Annotated in this window: 17 protein-coding genes and 1 pseudogene; 6 read left to right on the forward strand and 12 right to left on the reverse strand. The window is 60.0% G+C overall.

The features are described from left to right. Window positions 1-5 precede the first annotated feature (5 nt). Window positions 6-368, reverse strand: a pseudogene (locus tag JNB71_RS13415) (DUF983 domain-containing protein); the annotation flags it as partial. Window positions 369-681: 313 nt separating this feature from the next. Between JNB71_RS13415 and JNB71_RS13420 the strand changes: the two are divergent. Together JNB71_RS13420 and JNB71_RS13425 are read left to right on the forward strand one after the other, a co-directional pair. Continuing rightward, on the forward strand, window positions 682-1356 hold the full coding sequence (locus tag JNB71_RS13420) for a L,D-transpeptidase (protein WP_220372320.1): 675 nt from the start codon (window positions 682-684) through the stop codon (window positions 1354-1356). A gap of 14 nt (window positions 1357-1370) precedes the next feature. After that, window positions 1371-1907, forward strand: coding sequence for an OmpA family protein (locus JNB71_RS13425; protein ID WP_220372321.1), 537 nt, complete (start codon window positions 1371-1373; stop codon window positions 1905-1907). 61 nt (window positions 1908-1968) lie between these two features. Here the strand turns inward: JNB71_RS13425 and JNB71_RS13430 are convergent, their stop codons facing one another. The 4 genes from JNB71_RS13430 to JNB71_RS13445 all read right to left on the reverse strand — a co-directional run bounded on the left by JNB71_RS13430 (window position 1969) and on the right by JNB71_RS13445 (window position 5405). Further along, window positions 1969-2412 carry an Lrp/AsnC family transcriptional regulator gene (locus JNB71_RS13430; RefSeq protein WP_220372322.1) on the reverse strand — a complete coding sequence of 148 codons (444 nt, stop codon included), beginning with the start codon at window positions 2410-2412 and terminating at the stop codon, window positions 1969-1971. After that, on the reverse strand, window positions 2409-2828 hold the full coding sequence (locus JNB71_RS13435) for a hypothetical protein (RefSeq protein ID WP_220372323.1): 420 nt from the start codon (window positions 2826-2828) through the stop codon (window positions 2409-2411). Before JNB71_RS13435 ends, JNB71_RS13430 begins: the two co-directional genes overlap by 4 nt. Window positions 2829-2928: 100 nt before the next feature. Then, complete coding sequence (locus JNB71_RS13440) at window positions 2929-4347, reverse strand: aldehyde dehydrogenase family protein (RefSeq protein WP_220372324.1); 1419 nt, start codon at window positions 4345-4347, stop codon at window positions 2929-2931. Then, window positions 4344-5405 carry a homoserine dehydrogenase gene (locus tag JNB71_RS13445; protein WP_220372325.1) on the reverse strand — a complete coding sequence of 354 codons (1062 nt, stop codon included), beginning with the start codon at window positions 5403-5405 and terminating at the stop codon, window positions 4344-4346. Before JNB71_RS13445 ends, JNB71_RS13440 begins: the two co-directional genes overlap by 4 nt. 1339 nt (window positions 5406-6744) lie before the next feature. Here JNB71_RS13445 and JNB71_RS13450 point away from each other — a divergent pair. Beyond that, window positions 6745-7497 carry a GGDEF domain-containing protein gene (locus JNB71_RS13450; RefSeq protein ID WP_220372326.1) on the forward strand — a complete coding sequence of 251 codons (753 nt, stop codon included), beginning with the start codon at window positions 6745-6747 and terminating at the stop codon, window positions 7495-7497. Between the two features lie 100 nt (window positions 7498-7597). Here the strand turns inward: JNB71_RS13450 and JNB71_RS13455 are convergent, their stop codons facing one another. The 7 genes from JNB71_RS13455 to JNB71_RS13485 form a co-directional block, all read right to left on the reverse strand. After that, a complete protein-coding gene (locus tag JNB71_RS13455) occupies window positions 7598-8668 on the reverse strand; it encodes a glycoside hydrolase (RefSeq protein ID WP_220372916.1) in 1071 nt (356 codons plus the stop codon). Window positions 8669-8714: 46 nt separating this feature from the next. Continuing rightward, a complete protein-coding gene (locus JNB71_RS13460) occupies window positions 8715-9887 on the reverse strand; it encodes a polysaccharide pyruvyl transferase family protein (protein ID WP_220372327.1) in 1173 nt (390 codons plus the stop codon). Between the two features lie 39 nt (window positions 9888-9926). Then, complete coding sequence (locus JNB71_RS13465) at window positions 9927-11105, reverse strand: polysaccharide pyruvyl transferase family protein (RefSeq protein ID WP_220372328.1); 1179 nt, start codon at window positions 11103-11105, stop codon at window positions 9927-9929. Between the two features lie 37 nt (window positions 11106-11142). Then, entirely contained in the window at window positions 11143-13821 is a 2679-nt protein-coding gene (locus tag JNB71_RS13470; RefSeq protein WP_220372329.1) for a glycosyltransferase, read from the reverse strand. Beyond that, entirely contained in the window at window positions 13811-15292 is a 1482-nt protein-coding gene (locus JNB71_RS13475; protein ID WP_346657266.1) for a DUF6212 domain-containing protein, read from the reverse strand. Before JNB71_RS13475 ends, JNB71_RS13470 begins: the two co-directional genes overlap by 11 nt. A 144-nt stretch (window positions 15293-15436) precedes the next feature. Further along, the gene (locus JNB71_RS13480; protein WP_220372330.1) at window positions 15437-16681 is read right to left on the reverse strand and encodes a glycosyltransferase family 4 protein; all 1245 of its coding nucleotides are present in this window, start codon (window positions 16679-16681) and stop codon (window positions 15437-15439) included. 32 nt (window positions 16682-16713) lie between these two features. Continuing rightward, window positions 16714-17316, reverse strand: a complete 603-nt coding sequence (locus JNB71_RS13485) for a MarR family transcriptional regulator (protein ID WP_223215849.1) — start codon at window positions 17314-17316, stop codon at window positions 16714-16716. A 166-nt stretch (window positions 17317-17482) separates the two neighbouring features. On the opposite strand from JNB71_RS13485, the gene JNB71_RS13490 reads away from it, so the two are divergent. The 3 genes from JNB71_RS13490 (at window position 17483) to JNB71_RS13500 (ending at window position 21563) form a co-directional block, all read left to right on the forward strand. Next, window positions 17483-19243 (forward strand): type I secretion system permease/ATPase, encoded by a 1761-nt coding sequence (locus JNB71_RS13490; protein ID WP_220372331.1) that lies wholly within the window; start codon window positions 17483-17485, stop codon window positions 19241-19243. Then, window positions 19240-20628: an HlyD family type I secretion periplasmic adaptor subunit gene (locus JNB71_RS13495; protein WP_220372332.1), complete on the forward strand. Its 1389-nt coding sequence runs from the start codon at window positions 19240-19242 to the stop codon at window positions 20626-20628. Before JNB71_RS13490 ends, JNB71_RS13495 begins: the two co-directional genes overlap by 4 nt. Before the next feature lie 275 nt (window positions 20629-20903). Next, window positions 20904-21563, forward strand: coding sequence for a calcium-binding protein (locus tag JNB71_RS13500; protein WP_220372333.1), 660 nt, complete (start codon window positions 20904-20906; stop codon window positions 21561-21563). Window positions 21564-21605: the final 42 nt, after the last annotated feature.

Raw genomic sequence — 21605 nt, forward strand, 5'->3', positions numbered from 1 at the left:
CAGTCGATCTTTCCCTCCTCTGCCTTGTAGAAATACTGACTGTTCACAAGCCAGCCCTTCAAGGGCCGCAGGGGCAGGAGGCATGCCAGCATCAGGAGCGGGAAAGACGTGAACAGATGCACCCAGAGCGACGGTTCATAGGTGACCTCGATCCAGCACGCTAGAGCAATCGCGGGGACGCAGGTAAAGCAGATCACGAAAAAGGCAGGGCCATCGGCCGGGTCGGCAAACGCATAGTCGAGGCCGCATGCCTCGCAACTCGGTTTTAGAGTCAGGAAGCCTTCAAAAAGATGCCCTTGCCCGCAGCGGGGGCACAGGCCGCGCATGCCGGTTCGGGCAGGGGGCAGTGGTGGATATTCACCTGTCATAACGGTACTCTCCCTATCTATTGAATGCATGCACGATGCATACATTAATACATCCAATAGATCCAGACGCATTATTGTCGCAGCCTCTCCGGTAAAGGGCCAGGGCCCGGGAGTACGTCATAGCCCGGTTCCGCAACGAACGAACAGGTGAACCACTTTCCGCTTAGGGCGCCGACCCGAGGATCGACCAATTGGACTGCTGATCATATTTCCATGGGTAAAACTTGGCTCTTGAAATATTTATTTCTGTTGTAGCAAATGAAAATTGTGATTTAGTGCGTGTTGCTGCTTGGCTTGTGAGGGGATATTGCCGATGGTGGGGACACGCAGGGATATTGTATTTGGCGGCGTCGCGTTACTTGGCGCCGGCGCGGTCAGCAAACCGGCATTCGCAGCGGCGGCGTCCTATTTTGACGGCACGGCCGTCGACAATGGCGTGACGTTCAGGAAGACCAATTTCGCCAGGATTGATAAGCAATGGCGCCGCCAGGTTGTCAAATATTTCAGCAGCGAGCCGATCGGCACCGTCGTGGTCGATACACGGCACCATTTTCTCTACCTGATCATGGAGAACAAGACGGCCATCCGCTACGGCGTCGGAGTCGGCAAGGAAGGCTTCAAATGGTTCGGCCGTGCGACGATCGACGCAAAATCGCTGTGGCCGCGCTGGACGCCGCCGCCGGAGATGCGCAAGCGCCATCCCGAACTGCCTGAGTTCGTCGACGGAGGATCACCAAAGAATCCGCTTGGCCCGCGCGCCATGTACCTGCATCGCGACGGCGTCGATACCGGCTATCGCTTCCACGGCACGCTGGAGCCGGGCAGCATCGGCAAGGACGCCTCGAGCGGGTGTATCCGCATGTTCAACGAGGACGCCATCGATCTCTATCAGCGTTGCCCTATCGGCACCGCCGTGCAGGTCCTGCCGCATATTGCCGACCAGGCTGAAAAAGCCACTCAGGTTAGCCAAGCAATCCCGGTCGAATGACGAATATCCCCCTGATGCCTGTCACGATCGGATATGCGGCGCGCCTGGTCGCCGCGGCCATGCTCTTAGCGCTCACCGCCTGCACCACTACCCATATCGCCTCCGTGGAAGAACCTGCTGCTGTGCCGATGACCGGTCAGACCAACGATCCCGCGCCCGGTTTCGAGAACGTCAAGCTTGGCAGCGAAGAAGACTTTATCCTCAATGTCGGCCGGCGGATCTACTTCGCGCAGGATTCGGCCGCGCTGGACTCCGTCGCCAAGGCAACACTGGATAACCAGGCCGCTTGGCTCAACAGCAACCCCAATTGGCTGGTCAAACTGCAGGGGTTTGCCGACGATTCCGGTTCTGCGTCCACGATGCAGACGCTGTCGCAGAAGCGCGCCGATGCGGCGATGGCGTATCTCGCGTCAAAGGGCGTAGATGCCGGGCGCATGTGGGCCAAGGGTTACGGCATGGACCGCGAAGTCCGCGACTGCGAAGATCGCTCGTGCAAGGTGCAGAACCGGCGTGTTGTCGTCAATCTGCGCACCCAGCGCGACGGGGTCTGATCGCCGTCCGTCGTGTTCCACAGTTTTGCTGTCCAAGCAGGCTGAGTTCGAACCCGACCGCTCACTTGCGAATAACAGAGGAGAGCGCAAATGCGGTGAGCGTATCCCTCACGCCGGGCAGTTCCGATATCGATTGCCAAATCTGGCGAATGCGATCGGCTTGAGGAGATTCAACCCGCACCAGCAGATCAAAATCGCCGGTCATCACGTCACAGGCGACGACCTCCGGGATTGCCCGCAAAGCCTGAATGACTTCGCCACCCCTCATGCGATCATGGCGGTAGACGAACATCAATGCGGTGGTAAGCGGACCCCGATCGCCGCCATCGCCGGTAACGATCGTGTATCCCTTGATGAAGCCTTCGCGTTCAAGCCGTTCTATCCGAACCCGAACAGCATTCCGCGACAGGTTGACCTTACCTGACAGCTCGGCGTGAGAAGCCCGCGCGTTGGCCTTAAGGGCGCAGAGGATTTGTTCATCGACGCGGTCGAGAAGGTATTTCATGCCGGACGGCACTCCGCCTGCTGCGCCGTTTCGGCGGCAACCGAGTTTCGGTCCTCGTCGGATATTTCAGTAAAAACGGCCATCTTCCCCTCCGCTCGACCGCACGCACTGTTTGAGACATTCGCAAACTCGGCGGCGTCTCTAAAAATCTGCTTGCTTTGAGCTTCAGTCAGAACATTTTCCTCTTCGAGGACGTCGCGGAAGTTCCTCTTCTCCAACACCGTCTTTTTGGAAAGGTTGGATGCTTTGCTGTGTCCGGCGAGCGACGCCAACGGCGTGGCGAGAGCAACGGGCTGGTCGAGCAACGAATCCACGTTGACTTCGATACCATCCATGCAGCGTTCCTTCAAGATCACCATGCCCCTGGTCCGCGTGCGCATCGACAGCAGGATATTCAAGACGATGACCGGTTCCATCGCGTGACTTTCCCCGTCGTTCCGCAGCGAACCAGACCGAAGAGAACCTTCCTCTATCTTGCCATTTGATGCGATCGCGCAGCGCGAACTCATCATGTCGTCAAGGCTTCAGGCGGTTGATACACACGACCTTCGGCTGGGTCATGTCCTCATAGGCAAACCGGACCCCCTCGCGGCCCATGCTTCCATACTTGAAGCCGCCAAACGGCATTGCATCGAACCGGTAGTCGGAGGAGTCGTTGATCATGACGCCACCCGCCTCGATCTTGCTTGCTGCTTCGAGTGCCCCTTCCAGGTCATTGGTAAAAACGCCGGCGTGAAGGCTGTATTCGGGGCTGTTTGCCAGATCGATGGCATCCGCCAGTCGATCGAAGGGCTGAAGAATGACGATCGGCGCGAACACTTCCTCGCCCCAGATGTCACAGGACGTTGGAACATTCTCGAGGACCGTCGGCGGATAGAGATTGCCGGTCGGCTTGTGGCCGCAAAGCAATGTCGCACCGGCGGCAAGCGCCCGTTCGACCATCGCGACCGCCCGGACGACCGCCTTTTCGGAGATCATCGGGCCGACATCGGTGTCTTCATCCATGGGATTGCCGGTCCGGAGCGCCCTGGTCTCTGCGACGAACCGTGTCTTGAATTGCTCATAGATAGGCCGCTGGATCAGAATTCGCTGCGTACCAATGCAATTTTGGCCGGCCGCCCAGTAGGCTCCGGATAGGCAAGCCTCGACAGCTGCATCGAAGTTGCAGTTTTCCATGACGATGACCGGCGCATTGCCGCCAAGGTCCATGGCAAGTTTCTTGAGGCCCGCGGTTTTGGCAATCGCCTCGCCAGTGGCAAATCCACCGGTAAAGGAGATCATGCGAACGTCTCTTGCTGCAACCAGAGCCTTTCCGAGCTCAGCGCCCCCAATTGCAACCGTTATGATTTCCTCGGGCAGGCCGCTTGCGACCAGGACCTCGACGAGCTTGATGGCAGAGAGAGGGGTGAGCTCGGACGGCTTCAAAAGCACAGCATTGCCGCCGGCAACTGCCGGGCCAAGCTTGTGGGCAACAAGGTTGAGCGGATCGTTGTAGGGCGTGATGGCGGCAATGATGCCGAGCGGTTCTCTCGTGTACCACCCCTGGCGAGACTCCGAGCCTGCGTAAGCATCGAACGGGATGACTTCGCCGGCATTGCGTTTGGCCTCGCCGGCGGAGAGCTTCAGCGTATTGACGCACCGGGTTGTCTCTTTGCGGGCCTGCCTAATCGTCTTGCCCGCCTCTTTGACGATGAGGAGCGCGAAGTCCTCGCGGCCGGTTTCTATGGCAGCAGCGGCCTTTTCAAGGATCGCCGCCCGCATGTGACGCGGCAGCGTCCTGGCAATCTGTGCCCCGCGTCTTGCCCGCTCCAGCAGCCCGTTCACGCCGGCGGCACAGGTTTCCACGACCGTTCCAACCAGCGTGCCGTCGAACGGGCTTCTAACGGCAATTTCGTCAGGTTCCGTCGTTTGGGTGAGTGCAAGATTGTGCATCATGCAGCCTCCGCGGCGATGACCGGGGCACCGGCCGAATGAATGGCAACAATGTCGGAAAGAAGAGCGTAGGCGGTCTCGATGCGACCGGCGCCAGGTCCGGTGATTGTCACGGCGCCGAGAAGTTCCGTGTCGAGCGATACTGCATTGGTGGCACCGTTGACGCCTGCGAGGGGATGATCGAGGCCAAGCCGCCTCGGTGCAACACTGCCGGTCACGCTGCCGTCGTCATTGCGGACAGCCGATCCAACCAGCTTCCAGCGGCTGCCTGCCTTGGCGGCTTGCTCGATGTCGGAGAGTGACAGACCGGAAATGCCCTTGCAGGTAACGTCTTCCGGCTTAAGTTTTGCGCCAAGCAGCTCGTTTGCAAGGATAACGACCTTCAAGCGAACGTCGAAACCTTCCACGTCCGCAGTCGGGTCGGCCTCGGCATAGCCGAGTTCTTGGGCTTCCTTCACGGCGGAAGCGAAATCCAGACCGCTTTCCATGCGACCGAGGACGAAGTTGGACGTGCCGTTGAGGATCCCTTCGAAACCCTTCAACTCGGCGCCGGCAAGCGTCTTCTGCGCCATGCGAATAACAGGCGTGCCGCTCATCACGGCGCCCTCGTACTCGAAGCGCACGCCGTTGGCTGTCGCGAGTGCCTTAAGCGCTTGGGCAGCGATGGCAACGGGGCCTTTGTTGGTGGTGACAACGTGCTTGCCGGTCTCAAGCGCCCAGCGGCAATGCGAGACGGCGGGTTCGCCGTCCGTGGGATTGGTGAAGGTTGCTTCGACGATAATGTCCGCAGGTGCCATCTTGATGATGGTTTCGTTGTCGGCTTCAGCATTTCCGCCGGAAAGCTGTCCAAAGCCACCCTTTTCGAACTTCGCCTCTATCAGGGTCTTGGCATCAAGCCCGTTCGGAGAAACAACCGAGCCAAGATAGAGGTCGCTCACTGCGACGATATTCAGGCGGAAGCCGAGCTCGCGCTCCCAGAGCTGGCTCTTCGCGGCAATGAGTTCTGCCAGGGCACGATTGACGCCGCCAAACCCGATGAGAGCGATATTGTAAACGGTCATAAGATCCTCCAGTGAAGTCCATGAGGCTAAGCATGGGATGCGGATTGCTCTGCAGGAACCAGACAGATCGACCAAAGAGCAGTGCAGTTTGCTCAATCTGCTGCCCGAGGCAGATCACGTGCTGGCGAGCTTCATCATGAGGATTCCCGATACGATCAAGGCCCGCACCGCGGCGTCCTCCAGACCGATCGAAAGTTGCAGATGTCCGAATTTCTGGAAGTTGGGCGAGCAACATTGGTCAGCGAATGGATGACGAGGTCTGCGCCAAACGCGAGCGGGCGGAAGAACTGGGTGGGGCGAGTTGAATCCGCGACAGCTGTGCGCAGCTTGCGATCGACACCGGCGCGGTGATATCGGCAAGCAAGCTCCACTCGGACCTTGCCGGAGTTCCATAAGCTATCTTATGCGATGAGCGAGTGTAGCCGCAAAGTTGAAGTGTCCTGATCCTGCAAAGTTGGAATGTCACTCTCCCCGGGTTTTGATGACCTGGGAGATTGCGGATGGGATCGATTGCGATGAGCGAGCGCGATCTGCAGCGGATCGAGGTTTTGTCGAGGGTGACCGCCGGGCGCATGACGCTCACGCAAATGCCTCGGCTACAAAACACCAGCGGAAGTCTCCCGCCAGAACGCCTCGCCCAAATCATGCGCACCGGTTAACCTCTAATGCCCCAAGTCGCGGTTCGCCATGACCTCACATACTCGCCGACCCACCTGGTTCTTCCTACAACCGACGCAGTTTTCGAATAGTTGGTAGATCGGGGCCAGGCTCAGGAGTGTCGTCTGGCAGGGGGCCCGGCTCAGGTTCGTCAGGGCTCGGATCCGGCTGCCCGAGCGGTGGGACAGGTGGGATGGGACTCGGGATATCGGGGCCTGGATTGACGGGGATTGACATGGGCCTTCCTCCTTGTTGGTTCGAATTCAATCCGCGGTGCGCCGTATTGTTCCAATTGCGAGGAAACGGCATCCCCGCACACACCTGCGCGAACCGCGACCGGCTCCTGATGACGCATTCCAACAAGTCGTTTCCAGGCAGCCTCGTCCCCACCGATACCTTCTGCAGAGCCGCGCGGCGCCGAGCGTGACGTCATGCATCAGATCGGCGGCCCCTTCCCGCTGATGAGCATCGGACACTCGTTTTTGTCTGCGTCGAGCCGACCAAGGGCTGGCGGCCGTTCGAGATCTTTGATCGCATGCCCTGGTTCTCGCAGGCCCGCAATCTGGTGGGCGTGAAGGTCAAGTTTTGCGTGGACCATTGCTAAAATGCCATCGGATTTTTTCACCTGAAATTGTCACAGATGCCTCAAAGATAGCGACCCGTGCAAAAGCTCCGTTTACCGATGACTCTGCAATTTCGCCACGCCGCAATCGTCCCCCATATCAAGATGGCCGCGCTCGGGGCGCTTGCCTGCGCCGTTGGGGCGAGCGCAGCCGTTTGCGTAACAAGCCTGCTTGTTCCCGACCGTCCGCTTTGGGCAGAATTGACCGCCGTGGCGTCGATCACGGCAGCTTTTAGCTTTCCGCTTCAATTTGCGCTTTGTCTGCGCAACGAAGCGCTTCGTGAGACCCAAAAAGAACTTCAGCATGCGCTGCGGCATGACCCCGTCACGGGCACACTGCGCGCCAACGCATTTGCGACCTCGGTCGAGCATGCGATAGATCGCAGGCGCCCGACCACCGCTGAAAGCCCGGATGGCGTCATGCTCGTTCTCAGGGTCGGCAATTTCGATGAGATCGGTCGTCGCTATGGCCCGCAATGGGCAGATACGCTGCTCCAATCCATCGTTCGGATCGTACATTCTTGCGTGCGCTATGGTGATCTCGTCGCTCGCCTTGCCACCGACGAACTCGGGATCTATCTGCCAGGCACAACAACGGAAGACGCCAGAGACATCTGCGAGCGCATCCGCGCGCGTATAGACGAGACCACCTTCACAGCCGGGCAAGAGCGCCATATATCGGTGACGGTGCGGCTTGGCGGTACCAGGGTCGGAGACCAGGCCGACTTTCAGGCACTGCGCGAGGCAGCCAACCACGCCGCCCTTGCGGAGGAAGAGGCTGGCCCCCTGCTATTCCGGGAGCTGTTTTCGTGACAGGGAGGCTTTCGGGCCTGCTCTGCGGCACAGGATCTGATTGCCCTTCCCGGTCGGCCGCGCTCGGAGCGAGAACACAGCATGGGACAGATCACATCGGTCATCTCACCGGTTCGGTGGCCGCAATACCGGCCGGGCTCAAGGCGCCGCAACGCCAGACGCTGTAGGCCGGTTGGGTGTCCCAGTCATAATAGAAGGCCGCTTTCAGCCTTCCCTTCTCCATCAGCTCCGTAAAGCTGCGGCGCACGGTACGGACAGCCGCCTCCCTGTCGCGGTCATCGACCGGACAGGAAAGCTTGGGATTGGCAATGCCCCATTCGGTCACCCAGCACGGCTTGCCTTCCCCTTCAGGCCGGCAAAAGCCGAGAAGCGTGGTCACGTAGCGTCCAAGCGCCGCGTCGTCTTTGCGCCCCGGGTAGACATGAATGCCGTAGCCATCGACAAGCGCATTGATCCCACGCTTGCGCAGGAGTGAAATGAACTCGCCAGGTTCGAGCCGCTCCATGCCGCGACGGTCTGCCTCGCCGATGCCCACATCGGAAAGTCCGGCAGAAACCAGAAGCGCGCCGCGGCTATGCACCGTCGACCGCAGTTGCTCTCGGGTGATCCGGACGGCGGCGACATATGCGTCGAGCCCGCGCTCGAAGGCCGGGCGATTTGCGACTTCCGAAACGCTGCGCGGTGTCGGCCGCCCAGGTTTTTCGTATACGACCAGGTCGCCATTGTAGGCGCTGTAGTTGATTTCGTTTCCCGGCTCGACGGCGTCGATACGGATGCCCATGCCGTCAATGCGGCGAAGCACCGACCGCAGGTGCGTGCGGTAAAGATCGGGGTCAAGATCCGAAAGCCGCCGGACATCCCAGATGCGGCCGAAGCCGGCGCGAGGCCGCACCTCCGCCGGATAGTAATCCTTGTTGCCGAGCTGGATCTCGAGAAGGATTTTCAGCCCCAGTCGGTCCGCCATTTCCAGCGCTTCGATGCTCTTTTCAACCGGTCTCGACAGCGAAAGCCGGACATGGGTGATGCCGCTTGCCGCAATTTCCTTCAGCACGCGCTCTTGATCGGCGCGGGAAATCCAGGCGAGGTTTACCCGGTTAATGCCGACGCGATCGGGGAACACTTCGTCTGCATCCGCCGGCGGCGCCGGGGCAAAGGCCCAGAGCGCTGCCATCGCGCAAGCGAGGCGCGCGCGGGTTCGCGCCACCGCTTTCATCCTCTCAAAGTCCAATCTGCCCCAGAGCAGTTCGGAAATTCGCCTCGCATGCGGAATAGCGATCGATCACGGCTTGCGTGTCTATCTTGGCGAGGAAATTCGACAGATATGCGCGCTTGTCCGTCTCCCGGTTCCAGGTCGCCGCTTCCATATAGGGGAAGCCGATGAACTCCAGCATTTCCCGCATCCGGTCGTCGACCGCGATCATCAGCGCGGGTGTGCCGGCCTGCATACCGATGATGCAGCCGTGGAAACGGCGGCCGAAGCAGAGATCGCGTGAGGACATCGCGCCCCGCCACTGATTGGTGTCGAAATAGACCAGCAGCTCGGATTTCCGCTGCCATTTTTCCGAATGTTTGTATTCGGTCGCGCCAGTGATGCGTCCGCTCGCCCGGTCATAGACAATGTCATTGTCGTCGCCGGTCAGAGAGAGGTTGTAGGCAACCACCTCGTCCTGGACCACATAGCTCGCGACACTGTCGGGTTTAAGCAAAGCATGCGCGTCGACGATCGTATCGGCAACACTGCCGAGATAGCCGCCGAAAGCGATCTTCTGGGCTTCTGCCAATCCCGGATTGGCAAGCGCGGAAAGTGACCGCTTCATCTCGTTGGGGGCGAAATAGAGCGACGGGCAGCCCGTGGGCTTGACGAACTTCATGCCCTGTTCCCTGAGAAACTCGGCAGTGAAATAGCCGCGGGTAAGGAAGAAGCTCTCCTTTTTCCTCAAGACATCCAGGAACTGGAGCGTACCGGCCGGCAGCAGCTCCTTGAGACCCTCCTTGCGCTGGATGCCGATGCCCATCACCACGACCGGCATCTTCAGCTTGGCGAAGATTTCGGCTTCCAGGTCCGCGGAGTAGCCGGGTCGCAAAAGGTTGGCGGAGGCAAAAACGCAAATATCGAACTCGCGGTTGACGCGCTCGTAGAGGTCTTCCGATCCGCGGTTGTTGGCGAGGTGCCAGAAGGGGAGATAGGTGACGTCATGGCCGCGCAGGCTTTCGGCCGCGCCCTCGCCGATCAGGTAGTTGCCGGTATTGGCGATCCGCCTGACCTGGGATATCAGGTCCTTCTTGGTGCTGGCTTCGTCAAAATAAGGCCGATGGACGACAGTCGTGCCTGAAACCTGAGCAATCGTTCTCTGCAGATAAGACGGAATTCCCGTTAGCAAAATACGCATAACTATCCTCTGAACCGATAAATGGAGGCCTTCGGGCCGTTAATTCGCGATGCCAATTTCACGAAGCGTCGTGCGGAAGGCGCGTTCGCGGTCGGAATACCGGTCGACAAGTTCGGTCGTGTTGAGTTTTGCCAGATGATCGGCGACGAACTCGGCGCGGTTCTCCGCCTTGTCGATCTCGGTGACGTCGACGGCGGGCAGCCCGGTGAAGCCGAGCATCTCGCGCATGCGGTCGTCCACGGCCACCATGAGGCTCGGCACGGCCGCCTGCATGGCGATGATCGATCCGTGGAAACGTCGGCCAAGGTTGAAGTCCATCGACGAAGCCCAGGCGCGCCACTGGTTGGTGTCAAAGAAGGTGCGAACCTCAAACCGCTGCTTCTCCCGTTCCGTGCCGGGATAGGCAAGATCGCCGATCATCAGGCCTGAGGCTGAATCATAGACGCGCCCCTCATCCTGGGGCTCCACCTTCATATCGAAGTGGAGGAACTCGTCCTGCACCACGTATTGCGGCGCAGTGTCCTGCGGGGCAAGCGCATTCGCGTCGAGGATCGCATCCTGGTTGCCGCCGAGGTAGCCTGAAAAGATCGTCCGCGCCTTGCCAATCTTCACGCTCGACAGCCTCTTCATGGACCGGCGCATGTTGTCCGGCATGAAATAGACCGAAGGGCAACCGGTCGGGCGCACGAAGGAGAAGCCCTGGTCCTTCAGGAAGCCGGCCGACTCATAGCCGCGCGTCAGGAAGTAGTGCTCACGCTCTTTCAAGACGGCCAGGAGCCGCTTGGTTCCGTCCGGAAGATTGTTCTCCAGGTCCCTGCGGTTTTGCAGGCCGATGCCCAGCATGACGATAGGCATGTTCAGCCGGCTCAGGACCTCCGCCTCGGCGTCTGCGGAAAGCCCCTTGCGCAACAGGTTGGCGCAGGTGAAGACACAGATGTCGAAGTTGGCGTTGAACTCATCGAACCCGCTGCCGCTTTTGCTCAAATTGTAGAGATGCCAGAAGGGAACCTGCTTCGCATGCGGCGCGAGCGCACGCAGGGCACCCTCACCGATAAGGTAGTTGCCGGTGTTGCTGATGTTGCGCAGTTCCTGCAGAAACTCCTCTTTCGTTTCCGGCTGCTTCTGCCGCTCCGCATAGGAGACGGACAAGCCCTGGGCGCCATTGGCAAGGCGCGTGTAGTGACCAGGAATACCCGTCACGAGAATTCGTGGACGCATTCGACTAACCTTTCTGTTTCAGAGAAGCGGGCCGGCATCAGCCGATCGCCGCGACCACGGGATTTGCCGCCGCCTGCTCGCGAAAGACCGCGGCGCGCGACAGTGACGAATTCTTCACGGATCGATCGCTCCAGGAGATGAACTCCGAGAAGGAGGAAGCCCATGACCGGCGTGCGGCGGTCCTGATGCAGCCCTCCATAAGTGGAGCGAGCCTCTCGCGATTGCGCGCAACATCTCCGATGATACGAGCCATTTCCCTTACGACCTGAGGATCGGAAGCGGCGTCGATAAGTATACCGTCCTCGCCGTTGGAAATGAGCTCGTCTACGGCGCCGACCGCGGTTGCGATGGGCACGCAGCCAAGCTGCTGCGCCTCGGCGATCATCAACGGCGCGCCCTCCCAGCGCGAGGGCATGACGAGAACGTCGGCCCATCCCAGGGCCCTGATCAGATCCTTGCTGGCGAAGACGGGCGGGCGCACGTCGACGCCCAGGTCCTTCAGTCGCTCGCTCCAGGAGACGCTGGAATCGGCGAGGATTTCCCCTCCGATGGCCCGGGCGTCGAAGGGGACGTTGGAGGCCCGCAGTTCCGCGAGCGCCGCCGCCAGCCGATCGATCCCCTTCTGCTGATCGAGCCGTCCCATGTAGAGAAGCCTCAGTCGGTCGTCCTTGCGCTCGATCCGTCTGACCGCCAGAACCTCGGCAAGGACCTTGGGTGGCACGGAGAAGCTCGCGCCATTCGCCACGGCGAAGACTTTCTCGTGCGGGACACCGTAGCTGTGCAGATAGATCTTGAGCTGTTCGGAGCATGTGAGGAAGGCATCGTAGCAATGCTCGTGGGCAATCGCCGCGAAGGGTTGGCCGGCAGGCCTCTTGAAAGCCGTGTTGTCGACAACATGAAGATAGCAGGCGGTACGCGTGCCTTCGGAGCGCAGTCGCGCGATGAGGGGATGGGCGGCCATCACGTGGTTGTTGATGACCAGGTCGAAACCGGAAAGCTGTCCCTTCAGCGCCTCCCAGTCGACCGAATGCCCCTCGGCAATAAAGTCCTGCCCCAGGAAGGAACCCGACCCTCCCCAGGCAGGAACTCCCTCGTCCCAGAAGTGAATGTAGTCGAAGCTGGAATCGAATTCATCGATCACGTCCATCCGGGACGTGCCGAGTACGAAGAGATGGGTTTCGTAGCCTGCCGCCTTCAATTCTCGGGCGGCCGCATAGACGACTTTCTCGGCCCCTCCGAACGAGGCGTTCGGCACGAGCAGCGCAACGGTCCGTTTGCCGTCGCTGTGCCCGAGCGGCAGGACCGGTGATCCCCCGACCTCCTTGCGCAGCGCCTTGTGCAGTTCGGCGTAGGGCACGAGCCGTGCCGGACGCCAGGTCCACCGCCTGCCCGCCGTCTCGCGCAGGGGACTGGTGGCAATCGCATTGACGCAATTGATCATCACCTGCTGAGGCGTAATGAGAGAGCGGCGCGGAAGGCTCCTTGGAAAAGGGAAGCGCACCTTCAGAACGGTCAATGTCGGCCATACCTGCTGGCTGCCGATCGAAGCAAACCAGTCCACCGCATTGTTCTGGACCACGTCCTGGACGAGCCGGGTCGAAAGGAAAATGAGGTCTGTCGGGCCGATTTTTTGTCCGCCCGCCCCATGAGCGATCGGCTCGATCCTGCGCTGTGCGGCATCGTTGGCGAGTTGGACGAAGACGACGTTGCTGTTTTCGCTCAGGCGCTCAAGGTGGGCAAGAACGTTCGGCAGCATGCGCGAACGCCGGAGCAGGTCGAGCGCCGCACCGCTTCCTGCCACCAGGAACGGCGGGAAATGCTCATTGTCGGGCTCGCCGATGTTGGCCCAGAACGCCGGGATAATGTCGTCGAGGCGAAGCATCGTCGGTGGCTTGGTGGGATCGGTGAAGAAGGAGATTGCCGTATCTTCCGTTCGCGCAAACAGGTAGCGCGGGCACTCCTCATGCTCGAAATCGACCAGCATCGGGCGCTGGAACAGCGGCATATGGCGCTTGCGCAGGAAGCTTACCGACGTGGCGCGGTCTCGGTTCGCCTCCTTGAAGCGGCTCTCGGCCCTCAGCCTGTATTCGAAGACCGTGTCGTGGCAGGGCGTGCCGACGAAACCATGCTCGATGCAGGACAGCCAGAACTCCCAATCCTCAAAGCCGTTCTGCCTATCGTCGTTGAAGCGGACGCCTTCCTGAAAAACATCGATCGAGATCATCGAGCCCGTATCGCAGATATTATCGGTGATGCAGTGGGCCAGCCGCGAATAGCGGTTGCCGTAGTGGGCGCGCCAGCTTACCGAAAATGTATCGATATTGGTGTAGACCCACCCGCAACCACTGGAGAGGAGTTGCCGGTAAAGCGTCTCGATTGTGCCGGGAAGAACGCGATTGTCAGCATCGAGGAAATAGACGGCCTTTGCCTCGGGAAAGCGCTCGAGGACGAATTCGATAGCGCGATTGCGTGCTCCGCCCGGCCCCGCATTCTGGCCGAACACAACATGGACGGAAGGATGGGCCGCGGCGTAGAGCAACAGTTGATCGAACGTCTCGTGCCGTGGATCGCCGTCGACCGAGATGACAATGACGAGGCGGCAGCCGCTATCATTCGAGGCAAGTACGGACTCGATCGCCTCAAGCGCGAGTGCTGCGTGACCGTAGAGGGGCATGGCCACTGCGACGAGGTCAGCGAGCTCCCGGTTACCGGACATCGGCGGCCTCCGTCGATTGCTTGACCAGCCTGAAGCCGGACACCTTGAGCCAGGAGAAATCGACCGAATCCGTGACTGCGCGGCTGAGGACCATCAGATCCATCGGGCCGCGCACAGGCTCGTCCAGCTGGATGTTGATGTTGACGACCTGATTTGCGGTGACTTCGCGCCACCCGCTGAAGAATGCCGATGGCTTGGCCGTGCCCTTTCGCGCAAGCTCGGCCACTTCGGAACGCGCATTCGAATTCGCCGGGGCAAGCAGGAAGCTGACCGCCGCCGGCTCACCTTTCGGATGATCGATAACGGCACTTGCCGAGAAGGATATCGTTCCGGGCTCGACAGCGCGACTGACCGCGCCCGCCGAGATACCGCTCGCCAACGGATGGCAGACGATGGCATGCTCATGCTCGAGGAAGCGCACCGTCTGGAATTCCGGGACGATGGGCGTGACGGAAACGTCCGCGATCTGGCTCAACGTGTCGACCGCCAGGCGATAATCGACGATGTACTGCCCCTCGAGCAGGCTACTCAGCGCAATCATGTTGGGTGTGCTGGCGGGCTTCACCCCGGGCAGTCCCGTGAATACCTTGAACGCCAGCGGGCGCAGGTCGAGATCCGGATGGGGAAGTTCCGACCGGGCCGAATAGCGCTCGCCGGCGATCGGATAGCCAAGCGAGAGGCCGACGGTCTCGGGTCCGGTCGCGGATATGCGCAGCCGAAGTGTCCGTGCGGCGCCGCCGCAGGCCCGCGGCAAGGAGAAGAAGTTCCAATTGGGGACGAGTTGCGCGTAGGGCACGATCCACTCGGCCACGCCCTCCCCGCTTTCAAGATATCTTAATCCAACGACGAGCTCTCCACTGGCTTTCGGTACGGAATGCAGGTGAAGCGCGAGTCCCACCACGCCGAGGCTGGACACCGGCAGCAGTTGTTCGACAAAGGCGTTGGCGAGCAGTTGACCGATCCCTTCATCCTTTGGGTCCGCATAGGGATCGTGGGAAAATGCCTCTGAAACCGGCTCCCAGCTTCGCGCCTGGAACGCATCTTCAAGAGCCCGGTAGTTTTCCAGCAGCGTCTCGCGTTCCCGCCGCAGAATTGACAGCTCCGAGGTGATCGATGTGCTGTATCGGGCGAGCCGGCCCACGCCGCCCTCCGCCAGCGTTCGCAGAAGCGCAAGGCTGTCTGACTTGTTGGCGGGATCAAGCCGCTGAAGGGGAACTGCGGGCACAGTACCCAGCGACCCCAGCAGCGCCAGGCGCTCTTGCAGATCCACCTCGCCCTCATCGGAAAAGGCGATGGCGATTAACGGAAAGGCGTTCTGCAGGGTCGCCTGAGGGCGCCCATCCATTTCGAGGTAGGTGACCAGATGCTCTATATCGCTTCCCTCGAAGCACGACCGGTCCCGGTCCGAAGCCGCCACCAGTTTTTTTGCCGCTATTCGCCGCCCTATGCTGGAAGATATCGTATCTTGCACGCATCGCCTCTTCTGTTAGTTCAAATAATCCGGCATCACCCCAGGAGAACCTAGCAACTATTATTGCAACGCACAATAAGAAAAATCAAATAAAAACAGGAACCAATATTTCATATATACTTTAAAAATTGAAGTAATAAATTGTCATTTTACCGCTCCTTCGCGGATAAGCGATTTCCCACTCATTCTTTCAAGGATATTTTGTTGGCGATCCAGGCAGTCCCTCAGTCTGAAGCGACGCTCGACTGTCCGGCGCGCCGCGGCACGCATCCCGACATGGTGCTCCGGGCTCCTCAGGGCATCGAGAATGGCTTCGGCGAGTGCATCCGCGTCGAAGAATGGCACCAACAGGCCGTTGCGGCCGGTTCGGATAACCTCCCGCACAGGCGCGGTATCTGATCCAATGATCAGCGCACCGCACGCCATTGCCTCCAACACCGACCAAGACAAAACGAACGGATAGGTCAGGTAAAGGTGCGCGGCCGAGATCTGGAAAAGCTGCCGCAAAACTGAATGCGGCACCACGCCGGGAAAGACGATATTTTCCCGCGGTATGTCCAGAGATTCCAAGAGGTGGTCCTTCCACGCCCCGCCGCCGGGCGGCGGCACGCCATAGCTCGTGCCATCTCCGCCGACAAAGACGAACAACGCATCGGGACGTTGCCGCACAACCTTCGCGGCAGCCTCCAGCACCTGCGGGAATCCGCGGTATGGCTCAAGGTCGCGCGCCACAAAGGTGACAATTGGAGGACCACCAGCCCTGAGTACACGTCCGTCCGAAAGCTTGACCGACGTTGTCGGGTCAGGTCGAAACCGCGCCGTATCGATGCCCTCGTGACACACCGAAATGCGCCCCTGGGCGTCGGCGGGGTAAAGACTTCTCTGCCAATGGGTGGGGCTGATGCCGGCCTCAATGGCCTCAAGGGACAAGAGCTGCGCGATGTTGCGCAGCCGCAGCCTTTTGCGCGTCTCCAGATCGGGTTGATCGTCGGGGGCGAACCCTATGTCCGCCCCTTCCGACCGGTAGAAGAACTCGCAATATCCCAACGCGGGCACCCGCGGCAGTACGTCCTTCAAGAACATCATGCTGCCCCAGCCGATGTGCCCGACGACAATGTCGGGCACCAGCCCCTGCCGCGCCATCGCATCGAACGTTTCGGCGACGCGATGGCCTATACGCGCGTGATGATCGGGAGTACCCATGTGCCGGGCCATGTGTGGATTTGCGCGCGGGCCGGATTCCGCTCGATGTCGAACGACGCGAACTGCCGGGATCTTCTGATCTATGGTTTCGGTGATGAGGCTTACCTCATTTCCGGCCTGCGCGAGCTGGGCGGCCAAGGCCGCGAATTGGCCGAAGCCCCGCCGGTGTACAAACGCCACGTGCATCGCGCCTAGTCCGCCATTGCCGGGCCCACCGCTTAGACGCCGTACCGTGAAGCCGTGCCCCAGGCCAGTTCGAGCTGGTGCAGTGTCTGGAAAGCCGTCTCGAGCATCCGCTGGTCCTGGTCGCCACGGTTTACCGCGCGCTCATAAGTCATGGCCGCGTCGCGGAGACTTGCCCTCAGTTGCCGCCCCTTTTCTGTCAGCTTGATGCGTGCGGACCGCTTGTCGCGCTGGGAGGCCACGCGGTCAATGTAATCGCCGTCGGCAAGCTGCTTCAGATAGTAGGAAACATTGGAACCAACATAATGCCCGCGATCCAGCAGTTCGGCCACCGAGAGCTCCGAGTCGCCGATTGCCAGCAGAATCATCGCCTGTGCCGGCCCGACGTCATCGACACGAAGTTTCGTCAGCTCCGCCCGAATGAGGCCCGAAAACCGTCGGCTTGCCCGCTCCATGAGGCGCGCAAGCTCGAAATATGTAATCTGCCGGAGGTCACCAAACTCGGCATCCTGAGGATAGCCGGGGTCTGCATGTGCTGCCTGCCCCTTATTTCGAGTCCCCAGATCATCATTCAGATTGGACGGACTGAGCACATTATTTTCTTTCACTTCACGCTCCATTTCGGAAAAATACTTCAAAAGTTGAAGTAATCTTCAAATATCCCCATCACGCCGGATTACCCCGAGCTTGCACAAGCCCTCCCTTCTGTGCCAGATTGGCAAAAGCAATACTACACTTCCGACCAGTTATAACCGCTTCTGCCCTCCAGAAGATGGCTCTAACGTTAACTCAAGGCAAATTGCCATGCGTGATACTGTTCAAAATGAGACAAGAAGCAAGAGCCAAATTTTGGGAGGCAAAGATCAAACCAACCCGGGATTGCTGATATCGCAAGCAAAGCGTGTATTCCTCGCCGGGTTACTGTATGCGGCTGCGCTCAGCGTGTGTCTCAATTTGCTACAACTCACGATGCCCCTCTTTATGCTGCAAGTTCATGACAGGGTGCTCAATAGTCAGAGTATGGACACGCTCGTCATGCTCACGATCTTGGCGATCGGCGCCCTTGTGGTGCTCGGTGTTCTGGAATTCATCCGCGCCCTCTCTTTCCAAGTCATCGGTGGCGCGCTCGTGCGCCGTTTAAACATGCCAGTCCTGACCGCCGCCGTTCAAGCCTCGGTTGACCAGGGATTGGCGCGGGCGACCCAGTCGCTTCGCGACATCGCAGATTTGCGAAGCTTTTTGACCTCTTCGGCGGTGACCGCGCCGCTCGACGCGGCCTGGTCCCCGATCTTCCTCGGCGCCCTTTTCATTTTGCATCCGCTTTTCGGCCTGATCGGAGCGGTATCCGCGGCAATGCTGCTTTGCGGCGGCCTGGTCACGGACATGTTGACCCGCCAACTCACCAAGGAAGCGAACCAGACAAATATCGAAGCCGTGTCAAAGATTGGCGCATCGCTGCGACATGCCGAGGCCATCGAGGCTATGGGTATGCTGCCGGCCCTGGCGAATCGTTGGCGCACCCTGCAAATGCAAGCCCTCGGCGCCTTTGAAACGAGTGGGAGCAGGAGCAAGGCGATGTCGTCCATCACCCGCAGCCTGCGCTACTCCATTCAGATCGTCACTCTGGCTGCCGGAGCGTTTCTGGTGCTGGAGCAGGCAATCACGCCCGGCGCGATGATGGCATCGAGCATTCTTGTGGGACGCCTCCTGATACCCTTCGATTCGATCATCGACAATTGGCGGCAGTGGGTTCTGGCGATCGCGGGCTGGCGTCGCCTTGAGGCAACCCTCAAGGCGGACCTTGCGATCCGTCAAACGATGCCCACGCCGCATTCGTCGGGCGACCTCGTGGTCGACAAGCTGGTTTACGCAGCCCCGGGCCTGGATGTGCCAATCATAAAGGGCATTTCTTTCTCCCTCTCGCCGGGCGAAGTCCTGGGTGTCGTCGGTCCTTCCGCGGCAGGCAAATCGACCCTCGCGCGCCTGCTGGTCGGAATCTTGCGTCCCACGTCCGGCGGCGTCTTCCTTGACGGCAACAACACCTATCTCTGGGAGCGCAGCTCGTTCGGCCAAGTGGTCGGATATCTGCCGCAATCCGTGTCGCTTTTGGAAGGCACGATTCGAGAGAACATCGGGCGGATGGCCGAAAGCGATCCATATAAAGTGCTGGAGGCGGCGCGACTGGCCGACATCCACGACATGATCGGACGCCTACAACTCGGTTACGACACGCCCGTCGGCGACGGACACCTCACCCTTTCCGGAGGGCAGCGGCAGCGCATAGCGTTGGCCCGCTGCCTCTACAACAGGCCTCGCCTCATCGTGCTCGACGAGCCGAATGCAAACCTCGACGCCATTGGCGAGCAGGCCCTCATCCGCGCGATCCAGCACGCTCGCGGCGACGGCGCGATCGTCATAATAATCGCTCACAGGCCAGCCATCATGCAAGTCGCCGACAAGCTGCTCGTGCTTGAAAACGGCCGCGTCACACAGTTCGGGCCGCGAGCGGACGTGATTCCGGCGACAATGCCGGGCGAGGCGCGCCGCGAGGTGGCCGCGAAATGACGGAGAAGAAGCCTCTTGCGGTCCGCCCCGCTCTTACCGAGCGCCGCCTGCCATTTGATCAGCCGGTCGGCCCCTCGCGCTTGGAATTCGACCAACCTGATACCCGCTCGCCGCTCCGCCGTCTTGTCATCGCGGGCATCGCCACGATCCTGGTGTCCTTCGGTGGATTCTTTGCCTGGGCGTTTTCGACCGAACTCAGCAGCGCGACGGTCGCCAACGGAACGGTCATCGTCGATTCAAAGAGAAAGACCATCAGCCATTTTGAAGGCGGCGTGATGAGCCGGCTGCTCGTTCAGGAGGGCGACAAGGTCGCTGCCGGGCAGCCCCTGATCGAGTTGGAGGATACGCGAGCCCGTTCCGGCCTGCGGTCGCTCCAGATTCGGCGCATTGGCCTTATCGCGAAACTGGCGCGACTGAAGGCCGAGCAGGCCGGCGCGCCCCGGATCAGTTTTCCACAGGATTTCGACGACGCCCGGGACGCCGCGATCGACGACGCCGTGATGGCCGAGACGATATTTTTCGAGAAGCGGCGCGAGACCCAGGGGGGGCGCATAGAGGTCCAGAAAAAAACCATCGAGGAGCACCTCGAACAAGCGAAGTCACTCGGCATCCAGATCCAGGCGACGGACCAGCAAATCAACCTTATCGACGAGCAGCGGACGGCGATATCAACATTGGTGAAAAAGGGTGCCTTTTCGCGCACGCAACTCATCGAGATCGAGTCCCGGCTCAGCGAGCTTGCGCGGGAACGGAGCGAACTCGTCGGCGACAAGGCCCGGGCAGAAAAAGCCAGAGCTGGCGCGCAACTCGCGATGATCGGAATCGAAAGCGAGTTTCAGTCGACGATTGCGGGCGAAATCACGACGACACGTGTCGAGCTCGCGGATGTCGAAGAGCAGATCACCACCTCGAAGGATGTGCTGCGGCGCCTTGAGATCCGCTCTCCGCAGGACGGTATCATCAGTGACATCTGGCTGCGCACCCCTGGCAGCGCGGTCACGCCCGGTCAGCCGTTGCTTGAGATCGTTCCGGAAAATGAGCCCCTATTGATCGAGATGCGCGTCAATCCTCGTGACATCGACAGCATCGCCATCGGCTCCCGGACGCAAATCCGGTTGACGGCCTATAATCAGCGCTCCCGCCTGCCAATGGAAGGCGCCATAACTTATGTCGCCGCAGACCAGTCCGTAGATGAAAAGTCAAACACCGCGTTCTTCGTCGCGCGCGCCAAACTCGACGCGGCATCGCTCAAGGCAAATCCCGATGTCCGCCTCTACCCCGGCATGCCCGCGGAGGTGTTGATTATCCACAAGTCACGCCTTGCAATCGATTACCTCACCTCTCCCGCCGTCGAGAGTTTCAATCGCGCCTTCAGGGAAGACTAGCACGCGGAATCGAAATCGAGAGATTTCTTATGCAAAGTGTTTCAATTTTTGAAGTTATTTGCAAATAAAATAGATGGACTTTACTTCATAAAACTTGTAATTGCCGAAATAATGTACCATTAAGAACCAGATCGGGAAATTTATTTCCCAAGATTGAGCACATTCTCTCCTTTAGATGCTTGCGTTGTTCTTTGTTGCAATGCACAGTCCAGACGCGCGATCGTCGCCCCTTGCGCCGAAAACGCGTTCATAGAAACCTGATAAAGGAGAGGCAGATGGCCACATTGGAAGGCGGCGCATACGACGACGCCCTGTTCGGCTCCCGCTTCAGCGATTTCATTCGCGCCCATGGGGGCGATGATTTCGTGAGCGGCGGCAACGGGCACGACATCGTGTTCGGTGATGACGGTGATGACCTGCTGTTCGGCGGAAAGGGAAATGACTCCCTGTTCGGCGGCGAAGGCAGCGACTTGCTGAACGGTGAAAACGGCGACGACACCCTCGTCGGCGGCTGGGGTGATGACCTTCTCTACGGCGACAAGGGAAGCGATATCCTGTTCGGCGGACAGGGAAGCGACCTTTTGTCCGGCGGCAAGGGCAAGGACGTACTTTATGGTGGTGATGGTCACGACATCATTGACGGCGGGGACGGTAACGACACCCTTGCTGGCGGTGCCGGCCATGACATCTTCGTCTTCGACGGCGGCGGCGGGAATGACGTCATTCTTGACTTTACCGCGGGCGAGGATCTGCTGCAGATATCGAAGGGCATCAATGGCCTCGACGTGTCTTCGCCCGAAGACCTGGCCTCGCGCGTCACGCAGGTTGGCGGCAATGTCGTCGTGGATCTCGGCCATGGCGATACGCTCACATTGGTAAATGCCGACGCCGACGACATCCAGGCCAATCCCGACCACTATTTCACTGTTCACTGAGCCTGAGCTCGGCGCGCCCTGCCTCCTCCCGTGGGGCGCGCT

This window comes from Rhizobium herbae, assembly GCF_019511375.1.
Taxonomy (GTDB): domain Bacteria; phylum Pseudomonadota; class Alphaproteobacteria; order Rhizobiales; family Rhizobiaceae; genus Pararhizobium; species Pararhizobium herbae_A.

What these genes read in the sequence shown, in the direction of transcription:
- JNB71_RS13420 (WP_220372320.1), top strand. Translation starts at nt 682, where the DNA reads ATGGTGGGGACACGCAGGGATATTGTATTTGGCGGCGTCGCGTTACTT.
- JNB71_RS13425 (WP_220372321.1), top strand. Translation starts at nt 1,371, where the DNA reads ATGCCTGTCACGATCGGATATGCGGCGCGCCTGGTCGCCGCGGCCATG.
- JNB71_RS13430 (WP_220372322.1), bottom strand. Translation starts at nt 2,412, where the DNA reads ATGAAATACCTTCTCGACCGCGTCGATGAACAAATCCTCTGCGCCCTT.
- JNB71_RS13435 (WP_220372323.1), bottom strand. Translation starts at nt 2,828, where the DNA reads ATGGAACCGGTCATCGTCTTGAATATCCTGCTGTCGATGCGCACGCGG.
- JNB71_RS13440 (WP_220372324.1), bottom strand. Translation starts at nt 4,347, where the DNA reads ATGATGCACAATCTTGCACTCACCCAAACGACGGAACCTGACGAAATT.
- JNB71_RS13445 (WP_220372325.1), bottom strand. Translation starts at nt 5,405, where the DNA reads ATGACCGTTTACAATATCGCTCTCATCGGGTTTGGCGGCGTCAATCGT.
- JNB71_RS13450 (WP_220372326.1), top strand. Translation starts at nt 6,745, where the DNA reads ATGACTCTGCAATTTCGCCACGCCGCAATCGTCCCCCATATCAAGATG.
- JNB71_RS13455 (WP_220372916.1), bottom strand. Translation starts at nt 8,668, where the DNA reads ATGGCAGCGCTCTGGGCCTTTGCCCCGGCGCCGCCGGCGGATGCAGAC.
- JNB71_RS13460 (WP_220372327.1), bottom strand. Translation starts at nt 9,887, where the DNA reads ATGCGTATTTTGCTAACGGGAATTCCGTCTTATCTGCAGAGAACGATT.
- JNB71_RS13465 (WP_220372328.1), bottom strand. Translation starts at nt 11,105, where the DNA reads ATGCGTCCACGAATTCTCGTGACGGGTATTCCTGGTCACTACACGCGC.
- JNB71_RS13470 (WP_220372329.1), bottom strand. Translation starts at nt 13,821, where the DNA reads ATGTCCGGTAACCGGGAGCTCGCTGACCTCGTCGCAGTGGCCATGCCC.
- JNB71_RS13480 (WP_220372330.1), bottom strand. Translation starts at nt 16,681, where the DNA reads ATGCACGTGGCGTTTGTACACCGGCGGGGCTTCGGCCAATTCGCGGCC.
- JNB71_RS13490 (WP_220372331.1), top strand. Translation starts at nt 17,483, where the DNA reads ATGCGTGATACTGTTCAAAATGAGACAAGAAGCAAGAGCCAAATTTTG.
- JNB71_RS13495 (WP_220372332.1), top strand. Translation starts at nt 19,240, where the DNA reads ATGACGGAGAAGAAGCCTCTTGCGGTCCGCCCCGCTCTTACCGAGCGC.
- JNB71_RS13500 (WP_220372333.1), top strand. Translation starts at nt 20,904, where the DNA reads ATGGCCACATTGGAAGGCGGCGCATACGACGACGCCCTGTTCGGCTCC.